This window comes from Thioclava sp. JM3 (genome assembly GCF_002213185.1).
GTDB classification, from domain to species: Bacteria; Pseudomonadota; Alphaproteobacteria; order Rhodobacterales; family Rhodobacteraceae; genus Thioclava; species Thioclava nitratireducens.
The window spans coordinates 192979-205667 of sequence record NZ_NBOB01000001.1; the positions used below are offsets into that span (position 1 = coordinate 192979).

At 64.5% G+C, this 12689-nt stretch carries 16 protein-coding genes and 1 tRNA gene; 15 read left to right on the forward strand and 2 right to left on the reverse strand.

Annotated features, from left to right (window positions below):
• Nucleotides 1–37: 37 nt before the first annotated feature.
• The 3 genes from B6V73_RS00970 to B6V73_RS00980 all read left to right on the forward strand — a co-directional run bounded on the left by B6V73_RS00970 (nt 38) and on the right by B6V73_RS00980 (nt 2040).
• Nucleotides 38–114 (forward strand) — tRNA-Arg (locus tag B6V73_RS00970).
• Between the two features lie 87 nt (nt 115–201).
• Nucleotides 202–1200 (forward strand): tRNA dihydrouridine(20/20a) synthase DusA, encoded by a 999-nt coding sequence (gene dusA / locus B6V73_RS00975; protein WP_088724287.1) that lies wholly within the window; start codon nt 202–204, stop codon nt 1198–1200.
• A gap of 24 nt (nt 1201–1224) precedes the next feature.
• A complete protein-coding gene (locus B6V73_RS00980) occupies nt 1225–2040 on the forward strand; it encodes a sulfite exporter TauE/SafE family protein (protein ID WP_088722756.1) in 816 nt (271 codons plus the stop codon).
• Between the two features lie 65 nt (nt 2041–2105).
• Here B6V73_RS00980 and mazG read toward each other — a convergent pair whose 3' ends face one another.
• Nucleotides 2106–2948 carry a nucleoside triphosphate pyrophosphohydrolase gene (mazG, locus tag B6V73_RS00985; protein WP_088724288.1) on the reverse strand — a complete coding sequence of 281 codons (843 nt, stop codon included), beginning with the start codon at nt 2946–2948 and terminating at the stop codon, nt 2106–2108.
• 63 nt (nt 2949–3011) lie between these two features.
• Here mazG and B6V73_RS00990 point away from each other — a divergent pair, with 63 nt between their 5' ends.
• The 10 genes from B6V73_RS00990 to B6V73_RS01035 all read left to right on the forward strand — a co-directional run bounded on the left by B6V73_RS00990 (nt 3012) and on the right by B6V73_RS01035 (nt 10873).
• Nucleotides 3012–4175, forward strand: a complete 1164-nt coding sequence (locus tag B6V73_RS00990) for a M20 aminoacylase family protein (protein ID WP_088724289.1) — start codon at nt 3012–3014, stop codon at nt 4173–4175.
• A 307-nt stretch (nt 4176–4482) separates the two neighbouring features.
• Nucleotides 4483–4821, forward strand: coding sequence for a preprotein translocase subunit YajC (gene yajC / locus B6V73_RS00995; RefSeq protein ID WP_088718635.1), 339 nt, complete (start codon nt 4483–4485; stop codon nt 4819–4821).
• Between the two features lie 21 nt (nt 4822–4842).
• The gene (gene secD / locus B6V73_RS01000) at nt 4843–6513 is read left to right on the forward strand and encodes a protein translocase subunit SecD (RefSeq protein ID WP_088724290.1); all 1671 of its coding nucleotides are present in this window, start codon (nt 4843–4845) and stop codon (nt 6511–6513) included.
• Between the two features lie 13 nt (nt 6514–6526).
• Nucleotides 6527–7513 (forward strand): protein translocase subunit SecF, encoded by a 987-nt coding sequence (gene secF, locus B6V73_RS01005; protein WP_075774769.1) that lies wholly within the window; start codon nt 6527–6529, stop codon nt 7511–7513.
• A complete protein-coding gene (locus B6V73_RS01010) occupies nt 7497–7886 on the forward strand; it encodes an Mth938-like domain-containing protein (RefSeq protein WP_088724496.1) in 390 nt (129 codons plus the stop codon). The genes secF and B6V73_RS01010 overlap by 17 nt, the downstream gene beginning before the upstream one ends.
• Nucleotides 7883–8515: a heme ABC exporter ATP-binding protein CcmA gene (gene ccmA, locus B6V73_RS01015; RefSeq protein WP_088718633.1), complete on the forward strand. Its 633-nt coding sequence runs from the start codon at nt 7883–7885 to the stop codon at nt 8513–8515. The genes B6V73_RS01010 and ccmA overlap by 4 nt, the downstream gene beginning before the upstream one ends.
• A gap of 163 nt (nt 8516–8678) precedes the next feature.
• Nucleotides 8679–9335: a heme exporter protein CcmB gene (gene ccmB / locus B6V73_RS01020; RefSeq protein WP_088718632.1), complete on the forward strand. Its 657-nt coding sequence runs from the start codon at nt 8679–8681 to the stop codon at nt 9333–9335.
• Between the two features lie 65 nt (nt 9336–9400).
• Nucleotides 9401–10129: a heme ABC transporter permease gene (locus tag B6V73_RS01025; protein WP_078520639.1), complete on the forward strand. Its 729-nt coding sequence runs from the start codon at nt 9401–9403 to the stop codon at nt 10127–10129.
• Nucleotides 10126–10344, forward strand: a complete 219-nt coding sequence (gene ccmD, locus B6V73_RS01030) for a heme exporter protein CcmD (protein ID WP_088718631.1) — start codon at nt 10126–10128, stop codon at nt 10342–10344. The genes B6V73_RS01025 and ccmD overlap by 4 nt, the downstream gene beginning before the upstream one ends.
• A complete protein-coding gene (locus B6V73_RS01035; RefSeq protein WP_088724291.1) occupies nt 10337–10873 on the forward strand; it encodes a DsbE family thiol:disulfide interchange protein in 537 nt (178 codons plus the stop codon). Before ccmD ends, B6V73_RS01035 begins: the two co-directional genes overlap by 8 nt.
• 85 nt (nt 10874–10958) lie before the next feature.
• Here the strand turns inward: B6V73_RS01035 and ssb are convergent, their stop codons facing one another.
• Nucleotides 10959–11465, reverse strand: a complete 507-nt coding sequence (gene ssb, locus B6V73_RS01040; protein ID WP_088724292.1) for a single-stranded DNA-binding protein — start codon at nt 11463–11465, stop codon at nt 10959–10961.
• Nucleotides 11466–11738: 273 nt separating this feature from the next.
• On the opposite strand from ssb, the gene B6V73_RS01045 reads away from it, so the two are divergent.
• Together B6V73_RS01045 and B6V73_RS01050 are read left to right on the forward strand one after the other, a co-directional pair.
• A complete protein-coding gene (locus B6V73_RS01045; protein ID WP_075774775.1) occupies nt 11739–12002 on the forward strand; it encodes a PepSY domain-containing protein in 264 nt (87 codons plus the stop codon).
• 82 nt (nt 12003–12084) lie between these two features.
• A complete protein-coding gene (locus B6V73_RS01050; protein ID WP_077701218.1) occupies nt 12085–12684 on the forward strand; it encodes a cytochrome b/b6 domain-containing protein in 600 nt (199 codons plus the stop codon).
• Nucleotides 12685–12689 lie beyond the last annotated feature (5 nt).

Sequence of the window (12689 nt, forward strand, 5' to 3'; positions counted from 1 at the left end):
TGCGAGCCGCGCGCTCCTTCTTTATACGCCGCTTCAGGCACCCATAGCTCAGCTGGATAGAGCGCTGCCCTCCGAAGGCAGAGGCCGAAGGTTCGAATCCTTCTGGGTGCGCCATTTCCCCCAGTTTCCGGAATTTCAGCGCCTTGGGGGCGGCACAGACGCTATCGAGACGGCCCTGAGACAGACCCGATGAGAGATGCGATGACGACAGATGACGCCCTGATCCGCGCAGCGAAGCTCTCGGTCGCGCCGATGATGGACTGGACCGATCGCCATTGCCGCTACTTCCACCGTCAGATCAGCTGCAATGCGCTGCTATACACCGAGATGGTGACCGCACCCGCGGTGATTCACGGCGACCGCGAGCGGCTGCTGGGGTTCGACGATGCCGAGCATCCGGTGGCGCTGCAGCTGGGTGGCTCGGATGCCAAGGAACTGGCCGAGGCGGCGCAGGTCGGTGCGGATTTCGGATACGACGAGATTAACCTCAACTGTGGATGCCCGTCGGATCGCGTGCAATCCGGGGCCTTCGGCGCCGTCTTGATGAAGACGCCCGATCTGGTGGCGGAGTGCTGCGCCGCGATGATCGCCGCGCAACCGGTTGAAGTCACGGTGAAATGCCGCATCGGGGTGGATGACCAAGACCCGCAGGAAGTGCTGCCGGAATTCATCGAGAAAGTCGCCGCCGCAGGCGTGACCCGGATCACGATCCATGCGCGCAAAGCGTGGCTGCAAGGCCTTTCGCCCAAGGACAACCGTGAGATCCCGCCGCTCGATTACCCGCTCGTCCACGCGATGAAGGCGGCCTATCCGCAGCTTCACCTGTCGATCAATGGCGGTATCAAAGATCTCGCCGCGGCGGAGGCGGAACTGGCGCAAGGGCTCGACGGGGTTATGGTGGGCCGCGCGGCCTATCACCAGCCGATGGAGGTGCTCGGCGCCGCCGATCAGCGCATCTGGGGGCAGGGCGAGGCCCGCGATCCTTTCGACGTGGCGCAGGCGATGATCCCCTATATCGCGCGCCATCTCGAGCGCGGCGGCAGGCTGCACCAGATCACCCGCCACATGCTCGGCCTGTTCCACGGCAAGCCCGGCGCGCGGCGCTTCCGGCAGATTCTGTCGGAAGGCGCGACCCGCGACGGCGCCGGGGTTGAACTTTTCGAGAGTGCGTTGTCAGCGGTACGTGAACGGGTTAACTGAGCGGAACCCAAGGAGATTTCCGACATGCCCGATTTCGCCACGCTCGCGCCGCTCGTCCTGATCCTGATGGCAGTGGGGGCGTTCGCAGGCGTTCTGGCGGGGCTTCTGGGCGTCGGCGGCGGCATCGTCCTCGTGCCCGCGTTCTTCTATCTTTTCAGCGGGTTGGGCTACGGGTCGAGCGATCTTATGCAGGTCTGCGTCGCAACCTCTCTGGCCACGATCATCGTGACCTCGATCCGCTCGGTCATGGCCCATAACCGCAAGGGCGCGGTCGACTGGGACATCCTCAAGCAATGGGTCGTCCCAATCGCCATCGGTGCGATCATCGGGGTGCTGGTGGTGCATCAACTGCGCTCTTCGACCATGCAGATCATCTTCGCGGTCATGGTGCTGCTGATCGCCTGCTACATGATGTTCGGCAAATCGAGCTGGCGGATTTCGGACGGGCTGCCGGGTGGCATCTTCCGCGCGTGGTTCGGCCCGCTGATGGGGTTCCTCTCGGTGCTTCTGGGCATCGGGGGCGGGTCGATCGGTACGCCGATGCAGACGCTGCATGGCATTCCGATCCACCGCGCGGTCGCAACCTCGGCAGGCTTCGGCGTGACCATCGCGCTGCCCTCGGCGATCGGCTTCCTGCTGACCCCGGTCCCCGACGCGCCGCCTTACTCGATCGGCGCGGTCAACATCCCCGCCTTCCTGATCGTCATCGCGATGACCACGCTCACCGCCCCCTTGGGCGCAGCGCTGGCGCATAAGCTCGATCCCAGGAAGCTCAAGCGTGTCTTCGCGGGTTTTCTTATGCTCGTCGCGCTGAACATGCTGCGAAAAGCGTTCCTCTAAGTCTCTTCGGGCTTGCTGAAAATATCCCGGGGGGCGCGAATGCGCGGGGGCAGCGCCCCCCTCCGTCACTTGATCTTGCGCGCCTTAGCCTCGTTCCAGAGCGCATCCATCTCGGCCAGATCGCTGTCCTTGGGCGCTTTCCCGCGCGCTTCAAGTTCGCGCTCGATATGATTGAACCGATTGGTGAATTTCAGATTGGCCGCGCGCAGGGACGCCTCCGGGTCCAGCCCCAGATGCCGCCCCAGATTGACCATCACGAATAGCAGATCGCCATATTCCTCGGCCAGTTCCTCCGGCCCTAATTCGTCGCGCGCCTCTTCCAACTCGCGCGCCTCCTCGACGATCTTGTCCAGAACCTCATCGGTCGAAGGCCAGTCGAACCCAACACGGGCCGCGCGGTTCTGCAGCTTAATCGCACGCGTCAGCGCGGGCAGGCCCAAGGCGACCCCGTCCAGAACACCGACACGCTCGGATTTGCCTGCAGCCTTGCGCTCGGCCGCCTTGATCGCTTCCCAATCGGCGGTTTGTTGTTCGGCGGATTTCTCGCGGCTCTCCGACCCGAAGACATGCGGATGGCGCGCCACCATCTTGGCGTTGATCGCGCGCAGCACGTCGGAGATGTCGAAACGCCCGTCCTCGGACGCCATCTGCGCGTGATAGACCACCTGCAGCGCGAGATCGCCCAGCTCTCCGGGCAATTCCGCCCAAGCCTCGCGCGCGATGGCATCGGCGACCTCATGGGCTTCCTCGATCGTGTAGGGCGCGATGGAGGCAAAATCCTGCTCCAGATCCCACGGGCAGCCGGTCTCGGGATCGCGCAGGCATTCCATGATCGCGGTCAGCCGGGTGAACTGATGCGCGGCGTCTCCCGTATCGTCAAAGATCAGGGCATCGTCGGGTTTGGCCATTGCAGCTTGCCTCCTGCCATGCGAATGCCTCTGGCCTAACCAGCCCGCAAGGGGAAGTCCACTATGCCCGTTCTCAACCGTATCGCCGATCTCGGCCCGCAAATGACCGAATGGCGGCACTGGCTGCATCGCCATCCCGAGCTGCGCTTCGCGCTGCACGAAACCTCGGCCTATGTCGCGGCCCGGTTGCGTGAGATCGGGGTGGACGAGATCCATGAGGGCATCGCCGAGACCGGTATCGTGGCGCTGATAAAGGGGCAGGGCGCGGGCCCGACCGTGGGCCTGCGGGCCGATATGGACGCTCTGCCGATCACCGAGGAAACCCATGCGGACTATGCCTCGGAAACCCCAGGCAAGATGCATGCCTGCGGGCATGACGGGCATACGGCGATGCTTCTGGGCGCGGCGGCCTATCTCGCCGAGACCCGAAAATTCGCCGGGACCGTCGCGCTGATCTTCCAGCCCGCCGAGGAAGACGGCGGCGGCGCCGAGGTGATGGTCGAGGACGGCGTGATGGAGCGCTTCGAAATCTCGCGCGTCTACGCGATCCACAATGCGCCGGGGCTGCCTTTCGGGCATTTCTACACCACGCCCGGTCCCTATCTTGCGTCGGTCGACGAGGTCCGCGTGACGGTGACGGGGCGCGGCGGCCATGCGGCGACACCGCAGGGTTGCATCGATCCGATCCCGGCGCTCTCGGCGATGGTCTCCTCGCTGCAGACGGTGGTCGCGCGCAACGTGGGCGCGGGAGATGCGCTCGTTATCTCGGTAACGCAGATCCACGCGGGCACCGCGCTCAACATCATCCCCGAAAGCGGCTTTCTCACTGCTACGATTCGCTGTTTCGAGCCGGAAATCCGGGATCTGGCCGAGAAACGGATCCACGAGATCTGCGAAGGTATCGCGGCGGCGCACGGTGTCAGCGTCGAGATCGAATACGAACGTGGCTACCCGCCCACCGTGAACGACCCTGACGAGACCGGCTTCGCCGCGGAGGTCGCAAGTGAAATCGCGGGCCCCGAGCGCGTGGTCACCGATGCTCCGCGTGAAATGGGCGCCGAGGATTTCGCCTATATGCTGGCCGCGCGGCCCGGCGCCTATCTGTTCATGGGCACCGGCGAGGGGGCGGGGCTCCACCATCCGCGCTTCGATTTCAACGACGAGGCGGCGCCGGTGGGCGCATCGCTGCTCGCACGTCTGGCCGAGCGCGCGCTGCCGCTGGCCTGACGGCCACCGGGTGCCCTTTCCCCTAGGTGCAGGTATTCCGGGGACGCTCCGCAGGAACGGGGCAGAGCCCCTCTTTCCGCGTCGAGTGTCTCCCTTTCGCGACGCGGGCCGCACACCGTTTCCGTCGCTCTTTGTCGCGACCGGGCGACGACCCCGCGCTGCGCGCCTTCTTTCGCACCGTCAACGCGACGTGAGGACGCGCGTGCCGGGGCCGCTTCGCCTTGCCAAGCCTCAGGGCCACGGATAGGGTGCGCGCCGACAACCGGGGCGTCATGCCCCCAAGGCCCATGACAAAGGACCATAGATCATGTTCGTGACCCCCGCTTTCGCGCAGGCCGCCGGTGGCGCCAGCAACCCCGCCGCCGCGTTCGGCCAGTTCCTTCCCCTGATCCTGATCTTCGTGATCATGTATTTCCTGCTGATCCGTCCGCAGCAGAAAAAAGCCAAGGAGCACAAGGCGATGCTCGAGGCGCTGCGCCGCGGTGATCAGGTCGTGACCCAGGGCGGTATCCTCGGCAAAGTCACCCATCTCAAAGAAGACGGCGAAGTCGAAGTCGAGATCGCGCAGGGCGTGAAGGTCCGCGTTGTGAAATCGACCATCGTGCAGGTTCTCTCGCGCACCGAACCCGCCAAGACCTCCGAATAAGCCATATAAGGCCCGTCCCCCATGTTGCATATTTCGCTGTGGAAGCGCGTGCTGATCCTGATCGTCGTTGTGATCGGGCTCGTCTTTGCCGCGCCGAACATCTTTTACAACCGGGTGGAGGGGCATAACGATGCCGTTGCCGCCGCTGCGAAGGGCCAGGCCCTGACGCCCGATCAGCAGGCCGCGCGCGGGGGCTGGCCCGACTGGCTGCCCTCCGACATCGTGAACCTCGGTCTCGATCTGCGCGGCGGCGCGCAGCTTCTGGCCGAGGTCAATGTCGACGAGGTCTACAAGGCCCGCGTCGATGCGCTCTGGCCCGAGTTCCGCAAGGCGCTCGCCGCCGAACGCGGGACGCTCGGCTCGATCCGTCGGCTCAACGCCGATCCCGGCGTTCTGCGCATCCAGATCGGCAATGCCGACCAGATCGCCGAAGCCCAGAAGATCGCCGAGACGCTGAACAACCCGGTCTCCTCGCTGACCGGCGTGGGCCAGAAGACGCTCGCGATCACCACCCAGGGCAACCAGCTTATCGTCCAGCTCTCGGATGCCGAGAAAGCCGCGACCGACGACCGCACGATGCAGCAATCGCTCGAGATCGTGCGCCGCCGGATCGACGCCGCTGGCACCCGTGAACCCACGATTGTGCGCGAAGGCTCCGACCGCATCCTGATCCAGGTGCCGGGCGCGAGCTCCGCGCAGGAGATCAAGCAGCTGATCGGCACCACGGCGAAACTGACCTTCAACTCGGTGATCGGCACCAGCTCGAACCCGAATGAAGCGGTGGGCTCGGATCAGGAAATCCTGCCCTCGGCCGACCAGAAGGGCCTCTATTACATCCTCGACAGTGTTCCGGTCGTGACCGGCGAGGACCTGACGGACGCGCGCCCCGATACCGATCAGAACGGCTATCCGGCGGTGGCCTTCCGCTTCAACGCGAGCGCGGCGCGCACCTTCGGCGATTACACGCAGAACAATATCGGCAAGCCCTTCGCCATCGTGCTCGACAAGAAGGTGATCTCGGCCCCGACGATCCAATCGCATATCGCGGGCGGCTCGGGCATCATCACCGGCCGCTTCACGGTGAAAGAGGCGACCGATCTGGCGCTGTTGCTGCGCGCCGGCGCGCTGCCTGCTTCGATGAATTTCCTCGAAGAGCGGACCATCGGCCCGGAACTCGGCGCGGATTCGATCGCCGCGGGTAAGATGGCGGCGGCCGTGGGCGCGGTGCTCGTGGTGGTCTTCATGATCGCCTCCTATGGCACGTTCGGCGTCTTCGCCTCGCTGGCGCTGGGGATCAACATCGCGCTGATCTTCGCGATCATGTCGGCAATCGGCGGCACGTTGACGCTGCCCGGTATCGCTGGGATCGTGCTGACAATGGGGACCGCGGTCGATGCCAACGTGCTCGTGTTCGAACGTATCCGCGAGGAGCTGCGCAATCAGCAAAAGGCGAAAGCCGCCAGAGCGATCGAACTGGGTTACGAGCGCGCGATGTCGGCGATCATCGACGCCAACGTGACCACCTTCCTCACCGCGGTGATCCTCTTCGTGCTGGGCGCGGGCCCGGTGCGGGGCTTCGCCGTCACCTTCCTGATCGGGATTATCACCTCGGTCTTCACCGCGATCTGGGTGACGCGGCTGTTCGTGAGCCTCTGGTTCGCGCGCCGTCGTCCCCGCGAACTGGTTCTGTAAGGGAGATCGAGACATGGCATTCCGTCTGAAACTGGTCCCCGAAAAGACCAACTTCGACTTCTTCAAGCATCAGGTCGCGACCTTCGGCTTCTCCGTCGTCATGGTGCTGGCCTCGATCGTGCTCGTGCTGACCATGGGTCTGAACCTCGGCATCGACTTCCGGGGCGGCACCACGATCCGCACCGAGGCAGACCAGACCGAGCCGGTCGATATCGGCGCCTATCGCTCGGCCATCGCGCCGCTCGGTCTGGGCGACGTGCTGATCACGCAGGTCTATGACCCCAACTTCCGCGCCGATCAGAAGGTCGTCACGATCCGCATCCAGGCGCAGGACGGGCAGGAGGCGATCAGCCCCGAGACCCAGGCCAAGGTGCTGGACTCGCTCAAAACGGTGAACAAGGACATCAAGATCGTCGCGACCGAGTCGATCGGCCCGAAAGTCTCGGGCGAGCTGATCTGGACCGCGATCTGGTCGGTTCTGGCCGCGGTCGCCGCGATCCTCGTCTATATCTGGCTGCGGTTCGAGTGGCAGTTCTCGGTCGGCGCCGTCGCGGCGCTGATCCACGACGTGACCGTTACCGTGGGCATATTCGCGCTGTTCCAGATCAAGTTCGACCTGTCGATCATCGCGGCGCTGCTGACGATCCTCGGCTACTCGATCAACGATACCGTCGTCGTCTTCGACCGTCTTCGCGAGAACCTCGTGAAATACAAGAAGATGCCGCTGCGCGAGGTGATGAACCTCTCGGTCAACGAGACGCTGTCGCGCACCGTGATGACCTCGGGCACCACGCTGCTGGCGCTGATTTCGCTGCTCGTTCTGGGCGGCGACGTGATCCGCAACTTCGTCTTCGCGATGACATGGGGCGTGATCGTGGGTACCTATTCCTCGGTCTATGTCGCAAAGAACATCGTCCTGTTCATCGGGCTGGACCGCAACAAGGAGAAGAAGGACCCCTCGGAGAAGTTCTTCGACAAAACGGATGTCGCTACTGACTGAAGCCAATTTCGGGGCCTCGCTGCCGATCGACGGTTACGGGCCGGGATTTTTCCGCGTCGCCGGAGAGGTCACGCGAGGCTCGATCTGGGTCTCGGGAGAGGAGATGGGCAGCTGGGGCGGTCTGGACGACCGCGCGCCGCTGCTCGCGCTCGCAGGAAAGCTCGACGTGCTGTTCATCGGCACCGGCGAAGAGATCGCCCATCTGCCGAAGGACCTCGTGTCCGAACTGGAGGCCGAGGGACTGATGTGCGAGGGCATGGCCACGCCGTCGGCGGCGCGTACCTATAACGTGCTGCTGTCCGAAGGCCGCCGCGTCGGCTGCGCGCTGATCGCGATGCCGGAAAAACCCGACGCCTCCGAGACGCCTGAATGAGCATGCTGTCGGTCGACGGGCTCGCAGTGTCGCGCGGGGGGCTTCCGGTGCTGGAAGACCTGAGCTTCACGCTCGACGCCGGTCATGCGCTAGTGCTGCGAGGTCCCAACGGGGTCGGCAAGACGACGCTCCTGCGCACCTTGGCGGGGCTGCAACCGGCTCTGGCGGGGACAGTCTCGGTGCCGCCGGAAAGCATGGCCTATGCCGCCCATTCCGACGGGCTGAAATCGACGCTGACCGTGCGCGAGAATCTCGGCTTCTGGGCGTCGGTCTATGCGACCCGCGATATCGAGCCGGCGCTGGCGCGGATGAACCTCAAAAGCCTCGAGACACGGCCTGCGCATAGCTTGTCGGCGGGGCAGAAACGCCGCCTTGGGCTTGCACGTCTTCTGGTGACCGGGCGCCCGATCTGGGTGCTGGATGAGCCGACCGTCTCGCTCGACACGGCCTCCGTCGCGCTGTTCGCCGAGGCCGTGCGCGGCCATCTCGCGGGCGGCGGAGCGGCGCTGATCGCGACCCATATCGATCTTGGGCTGGACGAGGCGAAGGTCCTCGACCTGACGCCCTTCAAGGCCAAGATGCCGGAAGAGGGCGGGATGCAGGGTGCCTTCGACGAGGCCTTCCTGTGACGTACCGTGGCGCGGTCTGCGCGGTCGGGAGCCTCCGGCGGGGATATTTGAACCAAGGCGAAAGCAGCTGCGCGTTGTTTCGGCTTGGCCGAAATATCCCGGGGGATGAGCGGCGCAGCCGCGAAGGGGGCAGCGCCCCCTTGGCTCGCGCAGGAGGCCGGACATGATCGCGCTTCTAATGCGAGACCTGCGCCTCGCGGTACGCGCAGGTGGCGGCTTCGGGCTCGGGCTCGCGTTTTTCCTGATCGTGGTGACGCTGGTGCCTTTCGGCGTCGGCCCCGAGGGGAAAGTCCTCGCGCGGATCGCGCCGGGGATCCTGTGGGTCGGAGCGCTTCTGGCTTGCCTGCTCTCGCTCGACCGGATCTTCGCGCTCGATTACGAAGATGGCTCGCTCGATCTGCTGGTCACCGCGCCTGTGCCGCTGGAAGGGGTGGTCTCGATCAAGGCGCTTGCGCATTGGATCACGACCGGGCTTCCGCTGGTCGTCGCGGCGCCGATCTTCGGGATCTTGCTGCATCTGCCGCAAGGGGCGCATGTCTGGATGGTGGTTTCGCTTCTTCTGGGCACGCCCGCGCTTTCGGTTCTGGGCACGTTCGGGGCCGCGCTGACCGTCGGGCTGAAGCGCGGAGGACTTTTGTTGTCGCTGCTGGTCTTGCCATTCTACGTGCCGACCCTCATCTTCGGGGCGGAGCTCGTGCGCCGTGGCGCCGAGGGGATGAACACCGAGACACCGCTTCTGATGCTCGCCGGGATCACGGCGGCGACGATCGCGCTCGTGCCCTTCGCCTCGGCCGCCGCGATCCGCGTCAATCTGCGCTAGGGCTTCCCGCGCGCATCCCATGATAGGAAGAGCCAACCTGGCCAGAAGGTGAGCAGAACAACAAGATGTCGATCTGGGAATACGCCAACCCCGTCAAATTCATGAAGACCACGGACAAGATCCTGCCCTGGACGGTGGGAATTGCCGCGATCACGCTGATCGTCGGGCTGGTCTGGGGCTATTTCTTCGTCCCGGCCGCCGAGAATTTCGGCGGCTCGGTGAAGGTGATCTATGTCCATGTTCCCGCCGCGATGATGGCGATCAACATCTGGGTGATGATGGTCGTGACCTCGCTGATCTGGCTGATCCGGCGCCACCATGTCTCGGCGCTGGCCGCCAAGGCCGCGGCGCCGATAGGCGCGGTGATGACGCTGATTGCGCTGATCACCGGCGCGGTCTGGGGCCAGCCGATGTGGGGTACCTGGTGGGAATGGGATCCGCGACTGACCTCGTTCCTGATCCTGTTCCTGTTCTACCTCGGCTATATCGCGCTCTGGGCCGCGGTCGAGAACCCCGATACGGCCGCCGATCTGACCGGCGTGCTCAGCCTGGTCGGCGGGGTCTTCGCGGTGCTCTCGCGCTATGCGGCGAATTTCTGGAACCAGGGCCTGCATCAGGGGGCGACGCTCTCGATGGATTCCGAGCAGCACATCGCGGATGTCTACTGGTTCCCGCTGCTTCTCTGCATGGCCGGGTTCATCTTCTTCTTCCTCGCGCTGGTGCTGATCCGCACCCGCACCGAGGTCCGCGCGCGCCGTCTGGGCGCCATCCAGCAACGTGAGCGCATGGCATGAGTGATACGACCGAACAAGGCGGAACCGTCACCGAGGGCGGCGTCGTCCTCGTGGACCCGTCCACCAAATCCTACACCTACACCGTCAATATCGCCTGGGCCTCAACGGTCGTGCTTCTGGTGCTGATCGTCGTCGTCTCGCTGATGCGGGGCGCGAAGGTGAAACGTCAACTGGCCGAGGCCGAGGCCCGCCGGAAAGGGGGCGCACATGGTTAAGCCGCTGATGCTATTGCCATTGATCGTGGTCGTCGGATTTGTTGGTGCGGCTTATGTGGGGATGCAGCGCGAGAATCCGACGCAAATCCCCACCGCCTTTGCGGGCAAGCCCGCACCGCCGGTGCAACTCGAACCGCTGGGCGATTTCAAACCCTTCACCGATGCCGATCTGAAGGACGGCAAGGTCAAGCTGGTGAATTTCTGGGCCTCGTGGTGCGCGCCGTGCCGGGTGGAGCATCCCAACCTCGAAGCGCTCTCGGACGAAGGCATTCCGATCTATGGGGTCAACTACAAGGACAAGCCCGCCAAGGCGCAAGGTTTCCTCAGCGAGATGGGCAATCCCTTCGCTGAGCTCGGTGCCGATCCGAACGGGAAGATGGCGCTGAACTGGGGCGTCTACGGCGTGCCCGAGACCTTCGTGATCGATGGCGCGGGCAAGGTGCTCTATCGCTTCGCCGGCCCGCTGACCGAGCGCGTGATCGCCTCGGATCTGCGCCCGCTTCTGGATGGCGAAACCGCCGCGAAATAAAGGGCAGGGCGCAGGCGCGCTTCTCTGACATCGGACAGCTTCAAAAGCAAAGGCCCCCGAACCGGGGGCCTTTCTTGTTTCTGGCTTAGAACGGGATCTCGTCGTCGAAATCCGAGCGGCCACCGCCGCCGCCGCCGCCCGAGGACGGGCCGCCATAGCCGCCGCCGTCATCGTAGCCGCCGCCTCCCGAGGACGGGCCGCCGTAGCCACCGCCACCGCCGCCCGAGCCGCCCGAGCCGCCAGGCCCGTCGAGCATGGTCAGTTCCGAGCGATAGGGGCGCAGCACGACCTCGGTCGAGTAGCGGTCCTGACCGTTCTGGTCCTGCCATTTGCGGGTCTCGAGCTGGCCTTCGATATAGACCTTCGAGCCTTTGCGCAGATATTGCTCGGCCACTTTCGCCAGCGGCTCCGAGAAGATCGCGACCGAATGCCATTCGGTGCGCTCCTTGCGCTCGCCGGTATTGCGGTCGCGCCACGTCTCGGAGGTGGCGATGCGCAGGTTGCACACCTTGCCGCCGTTCGAGAAGGTCCGCACCTCTGGGTCGCGCCCCAGATTGCCGATCAGAATGACCTTGTTGACGCTGCCTGCCATATTGCCTCCGCCTGCGATTCTAGAATTGGTCCCAAAGGGTATAGAGCAGAGCCCCGCTGGAGCCTAGGGGCGAAGCTTCGCTCAACCGTGACGGAAAGCGGCGAAATCCCGCGTGCATCTTTGGTTTGAGAGCGATTTCGGCACCGCATTTCCAACCTTGCGTCGATAGCTGGCGGTCCGGGTTTGCCCCAGGTCTGCACGAGCCGGACGGCACCAGGGGACGACCCCGCCCGATCCGGTCGAGCAAACCCATATCCCATGAGGAGATACCCCATGAAATACCTGATGCTGATCGCCGCGAGCGCTACGATTGCCGCTGCTTCCACTCTCCCCGCACTCGCCGAAGGTGGCGAAGGCGACGTGGCCCCGGCACAAGAGCAGAAGCTCGCAGCCGAGCTGAAAGATCAGGGATACCAGGTTCGCAGCATGGAAACTGATGGCGGCTATATCGAGGTTTACGCGATGAAGGACGGCAAGCGCGCCAAACTCTTCTTCGACTCGAACCTCAAGCAGGTGAAGCGTTCGGACAGCAACTGATCCGATCCTCGGGGACGGGCCGGCACGATCGGCCCGTCCTCTTCACGCCAGTCTTTCCCGAAAGCAGCAGGAGGGCCCGATCATGGCCATCGAAGACGCGAGCTTTACCGATCTTCCGTCGCATGAAACGTCTCACGCAGAACCGCCGCCCGTTGGCGCGCATAGCGTCTGGGACCCGTTCGTCCGGGTGTTCCACTGGTCGATCGCGGGCCTCTTTACCGCCAACGCCTTCTTCACCTCGCCGAAGAATGATCTGCATCACTGGATCGGCTACACGGTCGCGGGGCTCGTGATCGCGCGCATCCTCTGGGGGGTGTTCGGGACGCGTCATGCGAAGTTCAAGGATTTCCCGCCATCGCCCACCGGCGCGCTGACGCAGCTGCGCGATATGGCGACGGGGCGGCGGCACGCGCATCTGGGCCATTCGCCACTCGGCGCGCTGATGATCTACAATCTTTTGATCACGCTTCTGGTCATCGCGGGCTCGGGCTACCTGATGACGACTGACGCCTATTGGGGCGTGAAATGGCCCAAGGAAGTGCATGAACTGGCCGTCAACTGGGCCGAGGTTTCGATTGCCGCCCATATCGCCGCCGTCGTCTTTGAGAGCCGTCGGTTGCGCGTGAACCTTGCGCGCGCGATGATCACCGGTAAGAAGGTGTTCCGCAGCAACAGAGGGTAAACGCC